This window comes from Sphingobium agrisoli, from assembly GCF_041877245.1.
Lineage (GTDB): Bacteria > Pseudomonadota > Alphaproteobacteria > Sphingomonadales > Sphingomonadaceae > Sphingobium.
The window spans coordinates 12,675-33,574 of the sequence record NZ_JBHDJI010000010.1 but is presented as its reverse complement, the minus strand read 5'-3'; the positions used below and the strand labels follow the sequence as shown (position 1 = coordinate 33,574).

Below are 20,900 nucleotides of genomic sequence, written 5' to 3'. Positions count from 1 at the left end.
CGTGAAAAGCGCCGGGCGACGAATCGTTTTGCCGATGCGTTATGCTGCGGAACGAAAAACATGGCCCGCTGTTACGGTCAGCCGGGTTGCGTCAGCCAAATCGTTGAAAAGACTGTTTTCCGTGCCGGTCATCCACACCTGACCCCCGGTTTGCCGCAATCGACCGAAGAGAGCGGCCCGTCGCGATGGGTCGAGATGGGCGGCGACTTCGTCCAGCAGCAGCACCGGGGGTTGGCCGCGATCGGCCGCGACCAGCGCGGCGTGGGCGAGCAGCATCGAGAGCAGCAGTGCCTTCTGCTCGCCTGTCGAGCATAGCGCGGCGGGCTGGTTCTTGGCGATGTGCGTGACGGACAGGTCATGGCGGTGCGGGCCGCTGAGCGTCCGGCCCGCCGCCGCGTCGCGCCGCCGGTCCTGCGCCAGCAGGGATCGGAGCGAGCCATCCTCCTGTCCCGCAATTGCGACGAGTGGTCGGGCGAAGGGTTCGTCGGGCTGACCGCTGAGCGCGGCGTTGAGGCGAGCCACCAGATCAGCGCGCGCTTCCATTAGCGCCCCGCCATGTTCGGCCATCTGCGCTTCAAGCGCGGTCAGCCAGGCGGGATCGGCGCGGCGCGGATCGGTCAGCAGCCGGTTGCGCGCGCGCATCGCGGCATCATAGCGGGCGCTGTGCGCCGCATGGGCTGGATGCAGCGCCAGCGTCAGCCGGTCGAGAAAGCGCCGCCGCCCGCCGGGGCTGTCGAGGAACAGCCGGTCCATCGCCGGGGTGAGCCAGACGATCGAGAGATGGTCGGCGAGCGCATTGGCGGAGGACGCGACGCCGCCGATCCGCACCTGCCGCCGTTCGGGCGCCGCAGGCGCGACGCCGGTACCCAGCATCACCCCGTCCACTTCGGCGGCGATGCCGAACCCGCCCGGCCCCTCCTGCCGCGCCATAGCGGAGAGCGGCGCGCCGCGTAGGCCGCGCCCCGGCGCGAGCATCGACACCGCCTCCAATATATTGGTTTTGCCCGCGCCATTGTCGCCGGTCAGCAGGATGAAGGCATGATCGGGCACGATCAGCGCATCCGCATGGTTGCGGAAATCGCTCAGGGTCAGGCGGCCGATCATCGCGCGGCTGTAGCGGGACGGCGCGTGTCAGGGAAGCGCAGAGCGCTCAGCAGCGCTTGCGCGTCACCGCCGCGCCATCGTTGACGATGGTCAGCATCCTCCCGTCGGGCGAGGGTTTGAGAAGGAGGGTGCGGGTCCAGCTCTGCCCCTCGCCGGTGAACGCGGCCTCGACCGACAGGCCGCCCTCGGTTGCCTTGACCGACCGCACCTCGCCGACGCTCTCGTGGAACGTCAGTTGGTCGGGCGCGATGGTGAGCTCGAGATCGGCGCTGCGGTCGCCGCAACGGTCCGCCGTTCCGGTCCAGCGGCCCTGCATGGTCGCAGGGATCGGCCCGGACGGTGCGGCAGCCGGCGGGTCAATCGCGGGCGGGGTTTCCACCGGGGTGATGGCGTTTGCAGGCGGCGCAGGTTGCTGCGCGTTGGGCAGCGCCTGGTCCACGATGTTCGCGACGACGCCGGGCTCACCGGCGCTCTGGTTGCCGTTATCACAAGCTGCCACCAGCAGCAGGGGCGGGAGTATCGACTGGCGTCTCATGAAGCAGGCAACCCGGCCACTGCGCTGCGGTTCCTTCGATAACGCGGCCATGATAAGCTTTGCGCCATGCTTAAGGGAGTCGATGCCATGCCGGTGCTAGGAATGGGTGGGCTGTTTTTCCGCGCGCGCGATCCCGAGGCGCTTGCCGCCTGGTATCGCACGCATTTGCAGGTCGGTGGCGGCTGCGTCGCGGACCCTGCGGCGCCAGCCAATGAATGGGTGTGGCAGACGCTGGGCGGACCGATGGTCTTTTCCCCGTTCAAGGCGGACAGCGACTATTTCGATGCCGACAAGGCGTTCATGATCAATTTTCGGGTGTCCGATCTCGATTCCCTTCTGACCGACTTGCGCGCGGCGGGCGTTGCGATCATCACCAAGCCCGAATGGGACGACCCTGCCATCGGTCGCTTCGCCCGCATCCATGACCCGGAGGGCAATGCGATCGAATTATGGGAACCGCCCGCCCGTCCAAGCTGAGGAGCCTTTCGATGAAGCGCCTTTCCCAACTGTCCGCCGCCGCCCTGCTGATGACGCCCGCCAGCGCCATGGCCGCGCTCGCGGTCGGCGCGAAGGCGCCCGACTTCACGACGCGCGGGGCGCAGGCGGGCAAGACCTTTACCCTCACCCTGTCTCACCAGCTGAAGCGCGGGCCGGTGGTGCTGTATTTCTTCCCCAAGGCGTTCACGCCGGGCTGCTCCGCCGAAGCGCGCGAGTTCGCGGAGAATATCGACAAGTTCAAGGCGGCGGGCGCGACCGTCATCGGCATGTCTGCCGATCCGGTCGACGATCTCGTCGCCTTTTCGACCAAGGAATGCGCGGGCAAGTTCGCGGTCGCCTCGGCCGGACCGGGCATCGTCAACGGCTATGACGTGGCGCTCAAGATGCGGCCGGGGATGACCGACCGCACTTCCTATGTCATCGCGCCGTCGGGGCGGATCGCCTTCGTCCATAGCGAGATGAACTATGCGGGGCATGTGAAGAGCACGCTCGCGGCGGTGGAGGCGATGAAGGCCAAATAGCCTTCATCCCTTCACATATGTGCCGAACCAGCCGAGCGTCGCGTCCCATGCGGCCTTGGCGGCGGCTTCGTTATAGCTGGGGCGGTAGTCGGCCATGAAGCCATGGTCCGCGCCGGCATGGACGGTAATGCTGTCGGGCGGCGACTTGCCCGCCTTGACCAGCGCGGCGCGCATCGCCTCCACGTCGGCGAGCGGGATGCCCTTGTCCAGCGCGCCATATTGGCCGAGCACCGGGGCCTTGAGCTTGCCGACCTCCTCGATCGCGCTCAGCGGCTGAAGCGCGGTCTTTTCGCTCACCAGCCGGCCATAATAAGCGACGCCGGCATCGAGCTGCGCACTGTGGGCTGCATAGAGCCAGACCACCCGTCCGCCCCAGCAGAAGCCGGTGATGCCGCGCCGCTTGCCGTCGCCGCCATGACTGCCGGCAAAGGCGTAGGTCGTATCGATGTCGGTCATGACCTGCGCGTCGGGCGCCTTCGACACGATGGTGCCGATCAGCTGTTTGAAGTCGGCAATCTTGGTGGCGTCGCCGTGCCGCGCGAACAGATCGGGCGCGATGGCGTAATAGCCCGCCTTGGCGAAGCGGCGGCAGATGTCGCGAATCCATTCATGCACGCCGAAAATCTCATGCACGACAACGATCACCGGCGCCGGCTTGCCGCTGGCCGGGCGCGCCACGAAGGCGGGCAGAGCGAAGCCGTCGCTCGCGGGGAAGGAGACCGTTTCTTCCTTCAGACCATCGCCCGATGTCTGCACCGCGCTGCTTGCGACCGGGCGGCAGGCGGCGGCGAAACCGGCGGCGAAGGCGCCGCCCGCCAGCACATGCCGGCGCTCAAGGCCGGTGGTGCGGACCCAATTGCTGTCATCGGGCAACCGCCCGGCACCGGCATCGCTCTCTTCGCTCATATGCTGCACGCTCCTTGCCATGTCCCCCGGCGCGGGCAGCCTAATGCAAGCGCGGCGAAAGGGAAGGGCGTGCCGGCAGACAAAAAAAGGGGGAGGCGTCCCCTGCCTCCCCTTTCCCCCGCCCCCACGGAAATCTCGGTCAGGCGGCGATCGCCACCCCGTCCTGCGCCGGCATCAGCCCGCGTCCGACCTCGCGCACCAATGTGATGAAGCGGGCGGCTTCGCGCGCGATCATCGCCTTGTTGAAACAGGCGGCCGCGCCCCGGTCCATCGCCTCGGCGACGATCGGCGCGCCGTCGCGCATCAGGCTCGACAGCATGATGACCGGGCACGGCTCGATCTCCATGATCTCGTCCAGGATCGCCATGCCGTCCTTGCCGGGCATGGCGATGTCCAGCGTCACCACATCGGGCTTTTCCAGCCGGATCATCTCCAGCGCTTCCGCACCGTCGCGGGCGATGCCCACCACCTCGACCCGGCGGTCGCGCTCCAGCAGCGTTTCGATCATCGCACGGATGGTCAGCGAATCATCGACCACCACTATTCTGACAGGCTTCATGGCTTTCACTCCCCAGGCCATACCGAAGCATCATAACGGCAGGGGAACGAGAAGCTTTAGACGTAGATAATACGAATTTAACCACGCGGGCCGCGTGCGCCGAAATTGGGGGAGAAGAGCTTGCGGAAGCTGATCGAGATGGTGCGTCCCTGCGGGTCGAGATAGCCGGGCTGATAGCGGATCGGGGTCGCGCCGGTCGCATCCGTCACGTCGCGCCGCTGGTTGAAGAGATTGTCGATGCCGATCGACAGCCGCGCGCCGCGCAGGAAGGGCATGTCCTTCACCAGCACGGGCATCTGACCGAAATTGGCGAACAGGCGCAGATTGGCGGTGGCGAGGCTGTCGAAATTCAGCCGCGACGCGCCGCCGAGCGCGCCGTCGACATGCGTGGCGCTTTCCCAATTGACGCCAAGCCGCGCGCCGATGCCGTTGTTGGTGTAGCCGAGCCGGGCCTGAACCTCATGCCGGGGCTGCCCACCCGAAGATCCGGTCGCGTCGCCATCCAGCAGGTCGAGCGGGGCGAGGCCCGGCGCGATCAGGATATTCTCGGTGAAATGCCAGGTGTGATAGAGGCTGACGACCAGCCGTCCGCCGCCGCGTCCGCCCCCGCCGCCACCAAAGCCGCCACCCGGTCCGCGATAGCCGCCGCCGCGCCGCCCCACGCCCGCGCCATCGCGCGGCGGCCCGTCGCCGGGCGGCGGTCCGCCTTCGCGGCCTTCGGGGCGGTTGCGGGCGAAAGCGGCGCGGATGTCGTCCAGTTCCTTTGGGCGCTCTTCGGGCTTTGAGCCGCCCGCACGCCAGGCTTCGATCACCTTCTGGATGTGCGATTTCAGCGGGATCGACAGGTCGAAGCCCCAGCGCAATTGCTCGCTCTGCGCGCGCAGGAAGTTGAGCGGGCGCGCGTCGATCTGAAGCAGGTTGCCGTCCGCGTCGCGCAGGAAGCGCTGGGGGAAGGCCGCCTCCAGTGCGGGCGTGGGCGTCGGGAAGGCGGCGATGGGTTTGCGCGTGCGGCTGTTGAGATAGGTGGCGGTGAGCGTCAGGTCGGGCTTGTCGAAGGGCTTGACCCGGGCGCTCAGGCGAAACTGGTCGCGCACGCTTTCGCGCAGCGCCGTGTTGCCGCCGGACAGCTGCGTCGCCAGCACGGTCTGTCCGGTCGCATAGTCGAACACCGATATGTTGGGCGTGGCGATCAGCGGGTCGGTGATCTGGGTGCCGGTGGGCACTGCGCGATCCTGATTGGCGGAGGCGAGGATTTGCACCGCCTTCACCGGCTGCCACCGCAGGCCGTAGCCGAGGGTCGAGAGCGTGCCGAAGTCGGAATAATGCTGCGCGGCGGCGTTCAGATTGACGCCGATGTCGCCGAGCCCGCCGAGCACGCCCTTCGACCGGCTGGTGATCGGCAGGTCGAGGCTGACCTGACCGCTCGCGATTTCGCGGCTGTAATCGGTTTCGCGCTCGACCCCGGAACGGATCGACCAACTGTCGAACCCGTTGGCCGACGCGCCGACCCGAACCGATGTCATGACAGCGCCCGCAGGCAGGGTGAAGAGCGGGCCGCTGAGCAGCAGGTCGCCCTGAAGCGCCTGACTCTTCGCCCGCGCCCGGTCGGTCGTCCGCGTCGCCAGCAGCGTGTCGGGCAGTGCGCCGAACGGATTGACCGTGGGGTCGCCCGCGTCGATCGCCGCCTGGACGGCATCGCTCGCGACGCCCCGGTCGGTGCGGGTGCGGGTGACCGACAGGTCGCCATTGCCGGTGAAGGACCATTGCCACTTGCGACCGATCCCGCCGTTCAGGGTCAGCCCGACATGCGCGGTCGTGCCACGCACCTGCTGCGCCAGCGCGCCGCCCTGCGCCAGATAGCGGCTGAGCGACACATCATTGGCAAACGGGGAGAAGGGATTGCCCGCCGGCAGATCATATTGCGCGCGGGTCAGCCCCTGGAGGCTGTCGCTGTCGCTCAGTTCCAGCCGGCCGTTGAGGCTGGCCGATACGCCGCCGAGCGCGCGGGCGAGGGTCGCATTGGCCGAGAAATTCTGGGTTGCGGGGCTGATCGTGCGATAGGGGGTGAGGTCCACTCTGTCGGTCCCGCCCGCGCCGGGCACGAAGTCGGCGAGGGTCGGCGCGCGGGTCGCGGCGATGACAGGCACGCCGACCTGCGTGAGCGGGCCGCCCGCGAGTGCCGAGAGCGCCGGGTCGATCTCCTGCCCGCGCGCCGCCGCCGTGACGCGCCCGCTGCCGTCATTGACGATGCCGCGCTCGCTTTCCAGCAGGTTCGCGGCGCGCTCATATTGGAGGTTCAGGGTGAAGCGATTGTCGCCCCGGATGCGCAGCAGCCCCGCTTCGACCTCGCCGGTCTCGCGCCCGCCTTGGGTCGTGGTGCCCAGCTCTACCTCGCCCGTTTCCGCGCGAAAACGCTGGCGCAGGACGACGTTCATCACCTTCTGCGTCGGCGCGTAGCCGTAGGAGAGCGCGACCTGTTCGGGCAGGATGTCGATCCGCGCCACCGCTTCGGAGGGGATGTCCCGGATTTCGGCGAAGCTCGATATGCGCTTGCCGTTGAGCAGGATGATCGGCGTGCCGTTGGTCTGCGGCGACAATTCGGTCACCAGTTCGGCGATCGACGTGACGCCGAGCGCGCGGACATCGGCGGCGGAGAGTTGCTGCTCCGGCTCGACCGCGCCCATCACCGCGCCGCGCTGCGGCTGGCCGGTGACGATGATCTCCTCGCCCTCCTCCTCGCTCGCCTGCGGCGCGGCCGCGCCGCGCGGCGGCTCCTGCGCCATCAACGCGCCGGGCGCAGCGCTCAGGACAAAAGGCAACAGACGGACGGCTGCGGATCGACGCACGAATACCCCCATGGGACGGATTGGAAACTTGTCCCTGGACGTGTAGCGCGAATGTGTCGCAAACATCCGGCAGGAACCGGCCAAATTTGTCGCAAACTGTAACGGGGGCGGCTGAACCGGGGATGGATCGCGCGGGCGCAAGCAGGACGCCGCACGGCGCGCCGGGCCACTGGTCGAAAGCCGCCAGTCGGGATAGGAAGGCTTGCGATGCGGACCCTCTATCCCCCGATCCTGCCCTATGCCACCGGCCATCTGGATGTCGGGGGCGGCCACCATGTCTATTGGGAGCGGGTCGGAACGCCCGGCGCGAAGCCGGCGGTATTTCTGCACGGCGGGCCTGGCGGAGGGATTTCGCCCGATCATCGCCGGCTGTTCGATCCGACGCGCTACGACCTGCTGCTGTTCGACCAGCGCGGGTGCGGGCGGTCGACGCCCCACGCATCGCTGGAGGCGAACACGACCTGGCACCTCGTCGCCGATATCGAGCGGCTGCGCGATATGGCGGGGGTGGACAAATGGCTGGTGTTCGGCGGCAGCTGGGGTTCGACGCTGGCGCTGGCCTACGCCCAGGCGCATGCAAGCCATGTGAGCGAACTGGTGCTGCGCGGCATCTTCACGGTGCGCAGACGCGAGATCGACTGGTATTATCAGGAGGGCGCGAGCCGCATCTATCCCGACAAATGGGAGCGTTTCATTGCGCCCATCCCGGCGGAAGATCGCCATGACCTGGTCGCCGCCTATCGCCGCATCCTGACGGGCGACGACCGGGCGGCGCAGCTGGCGGCGGCGCGGGCGTGGAGCGTGTGGGAGGGCGAGACGATCCGGCTGCTACCCGACCCGGCGCTGTCCGCCACCCATGACGCGGACGATTTCGCGATCGCCTTCGCGCGGATCGAGAATCACTATTTCACCCATGGCGGCTGGCTGGAGGAAGGGCAGTTGTTGCGCGACGCCGGGCGGCTGGCGGACATTCCCGGTGTGATCGTGCAGGGGCGCTACGACATGGCCTGCCCGGCGGAAACCGCCTGGGCGCTGCACCGCGCCTGGCCGCAGGCGCGGTTCGAGATGATCGAGGGCGCGGGCCATGCCTATAATGAGCCGGGCATATTGGACGCGCTGATCCGCGCGACCGATGGGTTTCGGTAGTTCAGTACCATGCAGAAGGGGGGCAAATCATGCGAATGTCAGGCAGCGGGATCATCGGCATATTTGTTCTGGCGCTGATGACCCTTTCGGGCGCGCTATGGGGGTGCCCCAGCTACCGCGTGTACAGCCAAGAGCAGGCCGGGCGCGCCGCGCTGGCCGAGGCGCAGTCCTCGCGACAGATCGCCGTGTTGGAGGCCAAGGCCCGGCTGGAGAGCGCCAAGATGCTCGCCGACGCGGAAGTGGTTCGGGCCGAGGGTGCGGCGCGGGCCAACCGGATTCTCCAGGACAGTTTGGGCGGCCCCGACGGCTATCTTCGCTATCTGCAAATACAGGCGATCGACGGCAAGGACGCCAGCATCATCTACGTCCCCACCGAGGGCGGATTGCCTCTGCTCGAAAGCAGTCGTCTTGCGCCGCGTCCGCAGCAGCCGGAGTGACGCCTTAGCCTAACGCGCGGCCGGCCCCAGTGCGGGGTCGAGGTCGCGGGGGCGGGTGAAGCTCGCCAGCGTGGCAATGCTGGCGCGGGCGTCGGCCCAGCGGTCGATGGGAAGGTCGAGCACGGCGATGCTGGCGGTCGGGAATTTGACCTCCACATCCTCGCGCAGCTTGTTGTCGGCATCCTCGGGCACCAGTTCCAGGATCAGCTCCTCGAACCCCGGATTATGTCCCGCCATCAGAACGCTGTCCGCGCTGTCGGGCAGGTCGCGCACGACGTCGCACAGGGTCGGCGCGGAGGCGAGATAGATGCGCCGGTCCCACCGCGCCTCCAGCGTCTTGCCATAGCCGTCGAAAAACGTCTCCAGCGTCTGCACCACCCGCACGGCGGGCGAGGCGACGAGCAGGTCGAAGCGCATGCCCCGCTTGGCGGCGAATTCGCCCATCAGCCTGGCCGCCTTCTCGCCGCGCCGGTTCAACGGTCGGTCGAAGTCGCGCGGCACCGGATCGTCCCAATCCGATTTGGCGTGGCGCAACAGGGTCAGGCGCTTCACTCGTCTCTCCCGTTACGGCAGGCCGGATTCGTGACCCTGATGCCCCAAAGCGGGGGCCGCGCCAAGAGCGAGATGCTGCGCCTGGCCGCTGACGGCGATGATCGCTTCGTCCAGGGTCAGGCGGCGAACCGGCGTGCCGGGCGGAAAGGCGCTCAGCAAGCGGCTCGGCATCGCGGCGGAGAGGATCACGAATTGGCCCCTGTCTTCCGCCCGGCGAATCAGGCGGCCGAATGCCTGGGCAAGGCGCGCGCGAATGAGGCGGTCGTCGTAGGCGTTGCCGCCACCGGCCAGTCGGCGGGCTGCATGCAGCACGGTCGGCTTGGACCAGGGCACGCCCTCCATGACCACCAGCCGCAGCGAATGGCCGGGCACGTCCACGCCATCCCTCAAGGCATCGGTGCCGAGCAGCGAAGCGCGCGGATCGTCGCGGAAAATATCGACCAGCGTGCCCGTATCCATCGGATCGACATGCTGGGCGTAGAGCGGCAGGCCGGCGCGCGCCAGCCGGTCGGCGATGCGCGCATGGACCGCGCGCAGCCGCCGGATCGCGGTGAAGAGGCCGAGCGTCCCGCCGCCCGCCGCCTCGATCAGTCGCGCATAGGCGCCCGACAGCGCGGCGATGTCGCCCCGCTTGATGTCGGTGACGATCAGCACTTCGGCGCGGCCGGGATAGTCGAAGGGACTCGCCGCCTCGAACCGTTCCGCGCCGTGGGGGAGGTGAACCGCGCCGCTGCGCGCCTCCGCATTGTCCCACTCGCCGCCGCCCTTGAGCGTCGCGGAGGTGACGATCACGCCCTGCGCGGGTTTCAGCACGGTTTCGGCGAGCGGGCGCGTGGGGTCGAGCCAATGGCGGTGGATGCCGATGTCATATTCACGGCCCTCGACCCTATCGACCGTCATCCAGTCGACGAAATCGGCGTCGGCCGGCCCGCCGATTCGCGCCAGTAGCGCCAGCCAGGCCGCGATCAGGTCGCGCCGCCAGCCGAGCGAGGCGACCGCGCCCTCGATCCGCGCGCGTGCCGCGCCGTCGAGCCAGTCTGGCGCATCCTCGATCACCGCTTCGAGCCGGCGGGCGAGGCGGACCAGGGGCTTGATCAGCGCGTCCAGCGCCAGCGCCGCTTCCTGCGCCGCCTCGACCAGCGCGCCATCGGGTTCGGCGAGTTCCGTCTCCAGCCCGTAGCCCGCATCGGCTTCGCCGGCGTCGGCGGCGCGGGCATAGACGGTGCCGCGCACGGCGGCGAGCAGGGCTTCGAGCGGGCCGAAGGGTTCGCCCGCGACCACACGCTTCAGCCATTCGTCGGCGGGGAGCGCCTGCGCGGCGTCGATGGCCGCGCGGATCGCCTGCCCGCCCTCCTCGTCATAGCTGGCGAGGTCGGACAGGCGCGCGGCCAGCCCCCGCCGCCGTCCGCGCGATCCGCCCTCCGGCCCCATGATCCAGCGCCGCAGCTCGATCGCTTCCTGCCCCGACAGCGCGACCGAGAAGGTCGAATCGGCCGCGTCGAACAGGTGATGGCCTTCGTCGAAAATGATGCGTTGCGGCCGCTGGCCGGTCTCCCGCCCGCGCGCGGCGTTGATCATGACGAGGGCATGGTTGGCGATCACGATGTCGGCGTCCGCGCTCGCCCGCGCCGACCGTTCGATGAAGCATTTGCGATAATGCGGGCACCCCGCATAGATGCACTCGCCGCGTCTGTCGGTCAGGGCCGTCGAGCCGTTGCGGCGGAACAAAGTCGGCAGCCAGCCGGGCAGGTCGCCTCCCACCATGTCGCCATCCTTGGTGAAGGCGGCCCAACGCGCCACCAGCTGCGCCAATATGGCGGCGCGGCCCGTGAAGCCGCCTTGCAGCGCGTCCTCCAGATTGAGCAGGCAGAGATAATTTTCCCGTCCCTTGCGGACCACAACGCGCTTCGCGGCCAGCGTGGGATCGGGGAACAGCCGGAGCGACTCTCGGTCGAGCTGGCGTTGCAGCGCCTTCGTATAGGTGGAGACCCAGACGGTGCCCTGCGCCTCCCCCGCCCAGAGCGAGGCAGGCGCGAGATAGCCCAGCGTCTTGCCGATGCCGGTGCCAGCCTCGGCGAGCAGCATGTTGGGCTGGTCGCGATAGGCGCGGGGGTGGAAGGCGGTGGATGCCGCGGCGGCATAGGCGCGCTGGCCGGGGCGCGGCTCTGCGTCCGCGCCGGTCAGGCCGTCGAGGCGCGCGAGCACTTGTGGTTCGGTCAGGGAAATGGTGCGCGGGGCGGGGCGTGGCTGCGCCTCCTCCCATTCGGGCAATTTGGTGAAGAGCCAGCGTTCCGCCTCGCGGGGCCGGGAGATGCGCGGCGCGACCAGGGGCGACCAAGCCCAGCGCAGCCGGTGGAGCGATTGCGCGGCGGTCCATGCGCCCTCGCGCTCGGTCCAGTCTGCCGCCTCCAGCCGCGCGAGCAAAGCCGCCGTCGCCTGTTGCAGGAGCGCTGGAATATCGCCTTCCTGCGTCGGCGCGGGAAGGCCGAGCGCTTCGGCCAGCCCCTTGGGCGTCGGCACCAAGAATCGCGCGGGGTGGATGAAGGCCCAGAGTTCGAGCAGGTCGAGGCCGTTGAGTTCAGGATAGCCCAAGCGCTGGCCGGTGAGCGGCGCGTTCAGCAACAGCACCGGCGTTTCCGCCGCGCGTCCGATCGCCTGCCCCTTGGCAAGGCCATGGGTGCGGTCGCCCTCGCGCAGCCAGATACCGCCATGGCTGGCGTGAAGCGCGGGCAGGTCGGCGGGGTCGATCACCCCCTCCGGTTAGAGCAATGGGAACAAAAGGGAAACCAGTTTCAGGCGATGCGGCGGCCAAAGCCTCCGGCGCCTGCCGCAACCCCGAAGCGCGGATGGAAGGCGGCGGGCGCGCGCCTGGCGGCACGGGCCAGTTCCAGCTTTTCGAACAGCGGGCCGTCGACGAGCTCATAGGGGAAACGAATGCCCATGCGATCCTCCTCGGACCATTGCACCGTGCCGAAGGTGACATGACCGTCGAGGTCGATCTGGCACTGCGACTTGGGCGGCAACGAGCAGCCGACGACCTGCGCGCCGCCTTCGCTAAGGTCGACGATCGCGCCCTCCAGGCTGTCCAGCACTGTCGTCACCACGATCGGGATGTCGACGGTAATGCGCTCCCGGCTGCGTTTGATCTGCATCGTCAGTCCCTTCGTCCGGCCATTATCGGCGGACAGGGTTAATCTATTCTTACCTTGCGAATGATTGTCATCATTATGAATGGCCGGAAATCCGTTTTCTTTCGGTCCTTCCGGGGCTAGGGGGCTTGGCATCATGACCGCTTCCGACACGCTCCGCACCGCCGCTCTCGCGTCCAAGGCCTGGCCCTATGAAGAGGCGCGCAAGCTGCTCAAGCGCTATCCGAACGGTGCGCCGGAAAAAGGGCATATATTGTTCGAGACCGGCTATGGTCCCTCGGGCCTGCCGCATATCGGCACCTTCAACGAAGTGCTGCGCACGACGATGGTTCGCAACGCCTTTCACGCGCTGTCGGACGTGCCGACGCGGCTGGTGGCGTTCAGCGACGATATGGACGGCCTCCGCAAGGTGCCCGACAATGTGCCCAACCAGGCGATGCTGGCGGAGCATCTGGGCAAGCCGCTGACGCAGGTGCCCGATCCGTTCGGCACGCATGAGAGTTTCGCGCACCATAATAATGCGATGCTCCGTGCGTTTCTCGACCGTTTCGGGTTCGATTACGAGTTCGTGTCGGCGACCGAGCAATATCGGTCCGGCGCGTTCGACGAGGCGCTCAAGCAGGTGTTGCGGCGCTACTCGGCAATCATGGACATCATGCTGCCGACGCTGCGGAAGGAGCGGCAGGCGACCTATTCGCCGGTGCTGCCGATTTCCCCGAAGAGCGGCATCGTGCTTCAGGTGCCGGTCGAGGTGATCGACGCCGAAGCCGGCTTCGTCCGCTTCGAGGATGAGGGCGAGACGATCGAGCAGTCGATCCTGTCGGGCGGCGCGAAGCTGCAATGGAAGGTCGACTGGGCGATGCGCTGGTATGCGCTGGGGGTCGATTACGAAATGGCGGGCAAGGATCTGATCGATTCGGTGACGCAATCGTCAAAGATATGCCGCGCGCTGGGGGGGCGTCCGCCCGAAGGCTTCAATTACGAGATGTTCCTGGACGAGAAGGGCGAGAAAATCTCCAAGTCCAAGGGCAATGGCCTTAGCCTCGAACAATGGCTGACATACGGCCCGCAGGAGAGCCTGGCCTTCTACGCCTATCGCGAGCCCAAGAAGGCCAAGCAGCTCCACATGGGCGTCATCCCGCGCGCGGTGGACGAATATTGGCAGTTTCGCGGCAATTACCCCAGGCAGGCAGTCGAACAGCAGCTTGGCAATCCCGTCCACCATATCCATGACGGAAAGCTGCCGCAGGGCGAACTGCCCGTGACGTTCGGCCTGCTGCTGAACCTTGTCGGCGTGATGGGTGATGCGACCCGCGACCAGGTCTGGGGCTATCTCCAGAATTATGTGCCGGGCGCGAGCGCGGCGACCTATCCCGAACTCGATGCGCTGATCGGCCATGCCCTCGCCTATCATCGCGATTTCGTCGCGCCGACGCTCCAGCGCCGCGCGCCGGACGCGAACGAGGCGGCGGCGCTCCGGCGGCTGGACGATGAGTTGGCGGGGTTGCCGGCCGATGCGTCGGCCGAGGACATCCAGAATATCGTCTATGCGATCGGCAAGGACGAGGCGTTCGGCTTCGCGGAACTGCGCGACTGGTTCAAGGCGCTCTACCAGACGTTGCTGGGCGCCGATCAAGGCCCGCGCATGGGCAGCTTCATCGCGCTTTACGGGATCGAAAATAGCCGCCGGTTGATCGCGCAGGCGCTCGCCGCCTGAGGGGGGCGGCGCGGAACAAAAAGGCTGAGGCCGCGTTATGGCAGCGGTCCACCCCCCTTTCGGACTGGTGGCGTGCGTCGCGCGCGCTATCGGCCGCGTGCGCCTGGAAACAGGCGGCGCGGCCAAGCGGGGCGACTTCCCATATGAGCGGCTCCGGCGGTGCAGCGCCAGAGCCGCTTTTCATTTACCAGAAGAAGCCGCGATGGGCGGTGATCACGCGGCCGGTGCGCGTATCGACCAGCAGCACGTCATTATAATGGCGCACCCAGCGCTGGTTCCAGCCCGGGCGGGGCAGGCGGTAGCGGTAAGGGTCGGCGACATAGTAGCGCGGCTGATAATAGACCGGGCGAAGCCGCGCGCCGGTGTTCCACTGGCTGTAGCGGAAGGGCGCGTTCCAGCGGCCACCGCGATAGACGTCGCGGTGAGTGCGGCGATAGTCGCGCCAATCCTCGCGCACTTCGCGGCGCGCGTCGGCGACGTCGCGGCGCTCCTCGCGAATGTCGCGGCGGTCGCCATAGCGCTGCGCCTGGCGCAGTTCGCGCTGCTCTTCGCGCAGATGCTGCTGGCTGCGGCGCACTTCGCCATAGGATTGCGCCGACGCGACGCTGGGGGCGAGGGTGGCGGTCAACAGGCCCAGAATGATGAATTTACGCATGTCTCATCTCCCGATTTGGGCGGCGATGCCCCGTACGGAGCATCGCCACGAGAGCTTCTATGCGCCCGGCCCGCTGAACCGATCGGGAATGCACTAGTCAGATTCCAGTCATTTATGTCGCAAAATGTATCGGCCTCGGGGCCACGGTCAGGCAGTCCAGGGCCGTTCGCGAAACCATTTGGTGACGACATATTTGACGCCGCGCTCGACCGGGCGGGCGGCGTGAAGGCTGAAGCGGTTGGGCGCACCGGCGCGGTCCAGATTGTTCCAGATGAGGATCATGCCCTCGACCGGGGGCACCATGAATTCGCAGTGGGGGAAATGGGTCTCGCCGCCCGCCTCGACCGGGGACAGATAGATCATCGCGGTCCAGGTGCGCTGCCCGCCGGTGGGCCGCATCGCCTGCCAATAATCGGCGGTGACGGGGAAATAGTCGCAATGGACCTTATATTCCTGCCCCACCGTGTAACGTTGTCCCTGCAAGGTTTCGCCATGGGCCGGCGGCAGGCCGGCGAGCGCGCATATGCGCGCCGTCACCGCCTCGACGAGCGGGTTGGAGGGGCTGAGATTGCCGCTATGGCTGGTGCGATAGTCGGCATTGGCGCTGCCCGAGAATAGCGAGGAGGGTTTCGCGCTGGCGTCGATCAGGGCGCGCAGTCCGGCGCATTCCTCGGCGCCCAGGAAATTCTGACGGCCGTAAATGTCGAGATGGGGCGCATCGATACGGCTCACCATCGGGTTGCGGTCCAGCCGCGCGCGCACCGCATCGCCGATCGCGGCGCGAGCGGGAGAGGCGATGCCGCCATCATCGGGAAGATCGGTCATGCCGCCGTCCTGCCACGAAGCCGCCATCCATGAAAAGACCCCGAAGCGTCGCCGCTTCGGGGCCAGTCACTCCTGAAGGCCAGTTCAGGGAGGGGGATGGCGGTCGACGCGCTATCGCGCACCGCTCACCAGAAGAAATCGTGGATCACGTCGACCACATAACCGTCGCGAATATCGACCAGCAGCGCATCGTCATAATAGCGGACCCAGCGCAGCGTGCCGTAAGAGGGCGGCAGGCGATATTGATAGGGATCGTTGATCCAGTAGCTGTTTGAGAAGAGCAGGCTGTTCAGGAAAATCCCGGTCGAAAAGCGCCGATAGCCATAGTCCCAGCCGCGCGGAGCATAGTAGCGGCCGATGCGGTAGCGGTCGCCATAGGAACTGCGGTAGCTGTTCCAGTCATAGCGCCGGTCCTGCCGCCAGCGATTGTCCCAGCGGCGTTGCGTGCTCCAGCGGGTGCGATCGTCGAAGCGCCGGCCGTCATTCCAGTTACGCCCGTCCGCGCCGCGCCCGTCCCAGCGGCGATTGTTGTTCCAGTCGCGTCGGTCGTCCCAGCGGCGGTCGTTGTTGCGCCAGTCCTGCCGGTCGTCCCGGTGATCCTCGCGCCAGTCCCGGCGTCCGTCGGCGCGCTCGTTGCGCCATTCGCGGCGGTCGTCCTGACGATCGGCGCGCCAGTCACGCCTTTCATCACGCCTATCATCGCGCCGGTCCTGACGCCAGCCGCGCCCCTGTTCCTGACGCCAGTCGCGCCGCTGTTCCTGGCGCTGGCGCACCTGTTCCTCTACCGCGCGATTCTGCGGCAGCACCGGATCGCCGCGCCAGTTGGGATCGGGGCGGGGCGGGGCCATGCCACCGGCTGGCCGGTCGGGGCTTCGCTGCCAGCGCTGCGCCGGCGCCTGCGCGCCCGGCTGAGCGGCGGCGTCATTGCGCCAGCGTGCGCCGCGGTCCCCTCGCTCACCGCCCGGCGCGCGCTCTCCGCCCCGCATGCGCTCGCCGCGCCAGCCATTCTGACCCGGATCGCTCTGGGCATAGGCCGGGGCGACCCCGCCCAGCACGGTCGCGGCCATCAACCCCGCAAGCATCATCTTCCTCAAGATCATCGTCGTCGTCCTTCGGCCGGGAGCCGATCGCTCCCTTATGCCTGCTTTCTACGATGCAGGCGATGTCGTTCGGCTGAACCTGACCGTCAGCCTTCCGAAAGCTTTTTCCCCGATGGTCTCCGCCAAATTAGGATCAAATAGCGGATCAGGCCAGTTTCAACCTTCATAAGCTTGATGTAGATTAGAGCGCTGGCGTTGCGCTGCCCCTAGGACCGTCGCGTGAGAATAAATTCCGATGCTGGCCGGATTCGCCAGGCCTTGCGCGCGGCAACAGTGGACGACCATGAGCGGGTGGATGCCGTTTTTGGACGCTATAGCCTCGAATCGTTGTCGGACTATCAAGCCTTCCTGACCGCGCACGCCCGAGCCGTCGGCGCGCTGGAGGCGCTGACCACGCCCGCTGTGCCGCGCCTGCCGCTGCTGAAGCAGGATCTCGCGGCGCTCGGCTCCGCCTGTCCTCCCGCCTTGCCGGTTGCCGCGTCCGGCGCTTCCGGGTTCGTCTGGGGGCTGCGCTATGCGCTGGAAGGATCGCGCCTGGGCGGCGCGATGCTCGCCCGTCAGGTGGCCGAGGGGCTGCCCAAAGCCTATCTGTCCGCCGCCCATGGCAAGGGCGAATGGGCGCGGTTCCAGCAGGTCATGGACGAAGCTGCGGCCGAAGGGGGCGAACATTGGCTTGACGACGCCGTGATCGGCGCGCGGGCGGCCTTCGCCCTGTTTGCGGAGGCCGGTGAGGCCGGGCTGGAAACCGCCCATGGCTGAGGCAGTGGATGACGGCGCCGGCTTTGCCGTGGACCTCACCAATTGCGATCGCGAGCCGATCCATGTCCTGGGGACGGTCCAGCCCTTCGGTTTCCTGATCGCGCTGACCGCTGACTGGCTGGTGTCGCGCGCGTCGGCCAACTGCGCCGACTTCATCGGCCTGCCGCCCGAAGAGCTGCTCGGCAAGCCGATCGCCACGATCATGACCAGCGACGCGCTGCATTCGCTGCGGAACCGAATCACCCTGCTGCGCGGTCCCGATGCCGTTGAGCGGCTCTTCTCGCTCCAATTGGTCGCGGGCGGGCCGCTGTTCGACGTGGCGGTGCATTTTTCCGGCGCGCTGGTGGTGATCGAGGCCGAACGCGCCAGCCATGACGAGATGGAGGCGAGCAGCACGGTACGCTCGATGGTTTCGCGGCTGGCGCAAACCGGCAGCATGGCGGCGTTTCTGCGCGATGGCGCGCGGCAGGTGCGCGCGCTCACCGGGTTCGACCGGGTGATGGTCTATCGCTTCGCCCAGGGCGGCGACGGCGAGGTGGTGGCCGAAGCGCTGCGACCGGGCGTGGAGAGCTTCTTCGGCCTGCACTATCCTGCCTCCGACATTCCGCAGCAGGCGCGTGCGCTCTACGTTCGCAACATCTTCCGGGTGATCGCCGATGTCGATGCGCCGCCGGTGCCGGTGGTGCCGCAGCTCGATCCCGCCGGGGTGGCGCTTGACATGTCGCTGTGCTTGACGCGCGCGGTGTCGCCGATCCATATCGAATATCTGCGCAACATGGGCGTGGGCGCATCGCTCTCCATCTCGATCATCGTGCAGGGCAAGCTCTGGGGGCTGTTCGCCTGCCACCATTATGCCCCGCGCCTGCCGACCTTCGCGCAGCGCAGCGCGGCCGAACTGTTCGGCCAGATCTTCTCGATGATGCTCGAAAGCCGCGAGCGGGCCGAGACCGCCGAATATGAGGGGAAGGCGCGGCAGGTCGCCGACCGACTGCTCGCCGCCGTGGCGCAGGACAGCGAGTTGCTGCATAACGCCGGCTGGCTGGGCGACATCATCTTCGACACCATCCCGGCCGATGGCGTGGGCGTCTATATCGACGGGCAGATGACGCTGTCTGGTCTGACGCCGGATGAGACCGCCTTCGCCGCCATCGTCAACATGATGAACCGGGTTGCGGCGAGCCAGGTCTATACCACCGATTGCCTGAGCGGCATCCTCCCCGAAGCCGCCGCCTACGCCGATCGGGCGGCGGGCGTGCTGGCGATCCCGCTGTCGCGCCGGCCGCGCGACTATGTGCTGCTGTTCCGGGCCGAGCAGCTGCGCGCGGTCCGCTGGGCGGGGCAGCAGGACAAGCATGTGGAGGAGGGGCCGGACGGCCCTCGCCTCAGCCCCCGCAAGAGCTTTGCCGCCTGGTCGCAGATGGTGCAGGGCACAGCCTTGCCTTTCTCCGCCGCCGAGCTGCGCGTTGCCGAAGCGCTGCGCACCGCCTTGCTTGAAGTGGTGCTGCGCCTGTCCGACTCGGTCGATGCGGAGCGGCAGCGGGCGCACGAGAAGCAGGAATTGCTGATCGCCGAACTCAACCACCGGGTCCGCAACATCTTGTCGCTGATCCGCGGGCTGCTGTCGCAAACGCGCGACAGCGCGCGAACGGTGGAGGAGTTTGTCGGCACGCTCGAAAGCCGCGTCCAGGCGCTGGCCCGCGCGCATGACCAGATCACCGCCGACCGGTGGGCGCCGGCGCGGCTCTACGACCTCATAGAGGTCGAGGCAGGCGCCTATCTGGGTGAGAAGCGCGACCGGGTGCGGGCGTCCGGCCCCAATGTGCTGCTGACCCCCGGCTGCTTCACGGTCATGGCGCTGGTGATCCACGAGATGCTGACCAACGCCGCGAAATATGGCGCGCTGTCGGATAGCGGGACGGTGACGATCGCATGGCGGGTGGATGAGGATGGCAGCCTGCTCCTCGACTGGACCGAAAGTGGCGGCCCGGCGGTCGTCGCGCCGACGCGGCGCGGGTTCGGATCGACGGTGATCGAGCGGTCCATCCCCTATGACCTGGGGGGCGATGCCCAGATCAACTATCGGCTCGCGGGGATCGAGGCGCATTTCTGCATCCCGTCGCGTCATGTCGTCGCGGTGCTGCCCGACCCGGTCGAGGGCGAGCGCGTCAAGCCCGTCGCGGCGGCGTCGCCGGGGCTGCTGAAGGACCGGCAGGTGCTGCTGGTCGAGGATAATATGATCATCGCCATGGACGGCGAGGATGCGCTGCGCGATCTGGGGGCGGAGGTGCAGACCGCCGCCAGCATCGGCCGCGCGCGCGAGGCGATCGCGCTGGGGCCGGTCGACCTGGCGGTGCTGGACTTCAACCTTGGCAGCGAAACCAGCCTGCCGGTCGCCGACCTGCTGGCCGAGCGCGGCGTGCCTTTCATTTTCGCGACCGGCTATGGCGACGGGCTGGGGCTGCCGGCGCGCTTCGCGCATGTCACGCTGGTCAAGAAGCCCTATTCGGGCGCGACCCTGGCGCAGGCGCTCGCGCCGTTGATCGCGGGCTGACTAGGGCTTAGGCTGGCCGAGCGCCGGCACGGTGCGCGCGGCGTCCTGCGGCGTGATCCCTGGCGGCGGGGCGGCGGCGATTTGCTCCTCGCCGCGCATGATCCGTCCCGCGCGCCTGATCGCGCCGCGCAGCCGCGGATAGACGCCGCAGCGGCAGATGTTGGTGATCGCGCCGTCGATATCCTCGTCGGACGGATCGTTGGTCCGGCGCAGCAATACCGACGCCGCCATGATGATGCCGGGGATGCAATATCCGCATTGCGAGACATTGTCCGCCGCGAACGCCTGTTGCAGCGGATGGCCGCGATCGGGCGACAGCGCCTCGATCGTGGTGACGAACCGGCCTTCGGTCTTGCCGATCGTCACCTGGCAGGAGCGTACCGCCTCGCCGTCTATGTCCACGGTGCACGCGCCGCAATCGCCCGTGCCGCAGCCATATTTGGTGCCGGTGAGGTTCGACGCGTCGCGCAGCGCCCAAAGCAGGGGCGTGTCCGGGTCCATGCGATACTGGACGGGGCGGTCGTTGACGGTGAACTTCGTCATCCGGCCCTCTCGTCCTCCTCCACCTTGTGGTAGAGGACTTCGTTGCGGACATGGATGATCTTCGACCCCAAGCGGATTTCGAGGATGAAGGTCGCAAAGCCGCCCGCCTGCAACAGCATCGACAGGCTGAACAGCACCGCGATCGGCGTGCCCAGATGCGCGCCGAACAGATTGCCGGCGAACAGCAGGATGACGACGAGGCAGACCGCGCAAGCGGACGCGACCGACAGGAAGATGGACCCGTTGACCACGCTCATCCTTCGGTCGAGCACCTGTATTTCGGCGACCATCCGGTCATGCTCCTTGCCGCGCGTGGACAGCACCAGCCCTTCGACCGTGCGCGCGCGATCGATGATCCGCGCCAGTCGGCCGACGCAGACGTTAAGGAACGCGCCGATGCCCGCCAGCAGGAACACCGGGGCCAGCGCCAGCTGGATCGTCTGCGCGACCTGGCTGACCTGGGGCAGGGCGGGGATCATGGTCATGGCTCAGGCGCG

Annotated in this window: 20 protein-coding genes; 7 read left to right on the top strand and 13 right to left on the bottom strand. The window is 67.7% G+C overall.

What is annotated here, in order from left to right:
• Positions 1 to 39: 39 nt before the first annotated feature.
• Complete coding sequence (gene recF / locus ACETPF_RS15665) at positions 40 to 1,104, bottom strand: DNA replication/repair protein RecF (RefSeq protein WP_373935483.1); 1,065 nt, start codon at positions 1,102 to 1,104, stop codon at positions 40 to 42.
• Positions 1,105 to 1,150: 46 nt separating this feature from the next.
• Positions 1,151 to 1,603: a hypothetical protein gene (locus ACETPF_RS15660; RefSeq protein WP_373935482.1), complete on the bottom strand. Its 453-nt coding sequence runs from the start codon at positions 1,601 to 1,603 to the stop codon at positions 1,151 to 1,153.
• Positions 1,604 to 1,726: 123 nt separating this feature from the next.
• Here ACETPF_RS15660 and ACETPF_RS15655 point away from each other — a divergent pair, with 123 nt between their 5' ends.
• A complete protein-coding gene (locus ACETPF_RS15655; protein ID WP_373935599.1) occupies positions 1,727 to 2,116 on the top strand; it encodes a VOC family protein in 390 nt (129 codons plus the stop codon).
• A gap of 11 nt (positions 2,117 to 2,127) precedes the next feature.
• Positions 2,128 to 2,658, top strand: coding sequence for a peroxiredoxin (locus tag ACETPF_RS15650; protein ID WP_373935481.1), 531 nt, complete (start codon positions 2,128 to 2,130; stop codon positions 2,656 to 2,658).
• A gap of 3 nt (positions 2,659 to 2,661) precedes the next feature.
• On the opposite strand, the gene ACETPF_RS15645 is transcribed toward ACETPF_RS15650, so the two are convergent.
• The 3 genes from ACETPF_RS15645 to ACETPF_RS15635 form a co-directional block, all read right to left on the bottom strand.
• A complete protein-coding gene (locus ACETPF_RS15645) occupies positions 2,662 to 3,564 on the bottom strand; it encodes a dienelactone hydrolase family protein (RefSeq protein WP_373935480.1) in 903 nt (300 codons plus the stop codon).
• A gap of 139 nt (positions 3,565 to 3,703) precedes the next feature.
• A complete protein-coding gene (locus ACETPF_RS15640) occupies positions 3,704 to 4,123 on the bottom strand; it encodes a response regulator (protein WP_373935479.1) in 420 nt (139 codons plus the stop codon).
• 77 nt (positions 4,124 to 4,200) lie between these two features.
• Positions 4,201 to 6,981, bottom strand: a complete 2,781-nt coding sequence (locus tag ACETPF_RS15635; RefSeq protein WP_373935478.1) for a TonB-dependent receptor — start codon at positions 6,979 to 6,981, stop codon at positions 4,201 to 4,203.
• Between the two features lie 195 nt (positions 6,982 to 7,176).
• Between ACETPF_RS15635 and pip the strand changes: the two genes are divergently transcribed.
• Together pip and ACETPF_RS15625 are read left to right on the top strand one after the other, a co-directional pair.
• Positions 7,177 to 8,115, top strand: a complete 939-nt coding sequence (gene pip, locus ACETPF_RS15630; RefSeq protein ID WP_373935477.1) for a prolyl aminopeptidase — start codon at positions 7,177 to 7,179, stop codon at positions 8,113 to 8,115.
• 29 nt (positions 8,116 to 8,144) lie between these two features.
• Entirely contained in the window at positions 8,145 to 8,552 is a 408-nt protein-coding gene (locus ACETPF_RS15625) for an SPFH domain-containing protein (protein WP_373935476.1), read from the top strand.
• A gap of 9 nt (positions 8,553 to 8,561) precedes the next feature.
• On the opposite strand, the gene ACETPF_RS15620 is transcribed toward ACETPF_RS15625, so the two are convergent.
• The 3 genes from ACETPF_RS15620 to ACETPF_RS15610 are packed head-to-tail and all read right to left on the bottom strand — an operon-like array spanning position 8,562 to position 12,256.
• On the bottom strand, positions 8,562 to 9,104 hold the full coding sequence (locus ACETPF_RS15620; RefSeq protein WP_373935475.1) for a SixA phosphatase family protein: 543 nt from the start codon (positions 9,102 to 9,104) through the stop codon (positions 8,562 to 8,564).
• Between the two features lie 12 nt (positions 9,105 to 9,116).
• Positions 9,117 to 11,855: an ATP-dependent DNA helicase gene (locus ACETPF_RS15615; protein ID WP_373935474.1), complete on the bottom strand. Its 2,739-nt coding sequence runs from the start codon at positions 11,853 to 11,855 to the stop codon at positions 9,117 to 9,119.
• A gap of 41 nt (positions 11,856 to 11,896) precedes the next feature.
• Positions 11,897 to 12,256, bottom strand: coding sequence for a PilZ domain-containing protein (locus tag ACETPF_RS15610; RefSeq protein ID WP_373935473.1), 360 nt, complete (start codon positions 12,254 to 12,256; stop codon positions 11,897 to 11,899).
• A gap of 133 nt (positions 12,257 to 12,389) precedes the next feature.
• On the opposite strand from ACETPF_RS15610, the gene ACETPF_RS15605 reads away from it, so the two are divergent.
• Positions 12,390 to 13,970 (top strand): lysine--tRNA ligase, encoded by a 1,581-nt coding sequence (locus ACETPF_RS15605; protein WP_373935472.1) that lies wholly within the window; start codon positions 12,390 to 12,392, stop codon positions 13,968 to 13,970.
• A 184-nt stretch (positions 13,971 to 14,154) separates the two neighbouring features.
• Here ACETPF_RS15605 and ACETPF_RS15600 read toward each other — a convergent pair whose 3' ends face one another.
• From ACETPF_RS15600 to ACETPF_RS15590, 3 genes are all read right to left on the bottom strand, one after another.
• On the bottom strand, positions 14,155 to 14,625 hold the full coding sequence (locus ACETPF_RS15600; RefSeq protein WP_373935471.1) for an RcnB family protein: 471 nt from the start codon (positions 14,623 to 14,625) through the stop codon (positions 14,155 to 14,157).
• Positions 14,626 to 14,772: 147 nt separating this feature from the next.
• Entirely contained in the window at positions 14,773 to 15,450 is a 678-nt protein-coding gene (locus ACETPF_RS15595) for a prolyl hydroxylase family protein (protein WP_373935470.1), read from the bottom strand.
• 125 nt (positions 15,451 to 15,575) lie between these two features.
• Positions 15,576 to 16,550, bottom strand: a complete 975-nt coding sequence (locus ACETPF_RS15590; RefSeq protein WP_373935469.1) for an RcnB family protein — start codon at positions 16,548 to 16,550, stop codon at positions 15,576 to 15,578.
• 273 nt (positions 16,551 to 16,823) lie between these two features.
• Here ACETPF_RS15590 and ACETPF_RS15585 point away from each other — a divergent pair, with 273 nt between their 5' ends.
• Entirely contained in the window at positions 16,824 to 17,309 is a 486-nt protein-coding gene (locus ACETPF_RS15585) for a biliverdin-producing heme oxygenase (RefSeq protein WP_373935468.1), read from the top strand.
• A complete protein-coding gene (locus ACETPF_RS15580; protein ID WP_373935467.1) occupies positions 17,302 to 19,860 on the top strand; it encodes an HWE histidine kinase domain-containing protein in 2,559 nt (852 codons plus the stop codon). Before ACETPF_RS15585 ends, ACETPF_RS15580 begins: the two co-directional genes overlap by 8 nt.
• On the opposite strand, the gene ACETPF_RS15575 is transcribed toward ACETPF_RS15580, so the two are convergent.
• Entirely contained in the window at positions 19,861 to 20,403 is a 543-nt protein-coding gene (locus ACETPF_RS15575) for a (2Fe-2S)-binding protein (RefSeq protein WP_373935466.1), read from the bottom strand. It lies immediately after the preceding gene.
• Positions 20,400 to 20,882, bottom strand: a complete 483-nt coding sequence (locus ACETPF_RS15570; protein ID WP_373935598.1) for a DUF2721 domain-containing protein — start codon at positions 20,880 to 20,882, stop codon at positions 20,400 to 20,402. Before ACETPF_RS15570 ends, ACETPF_RS15575 begins: the two co-directional genes overlap by 4 nt.
• Positions 20,883 to 20,900 lie beyond the last annotated feature (18 nt).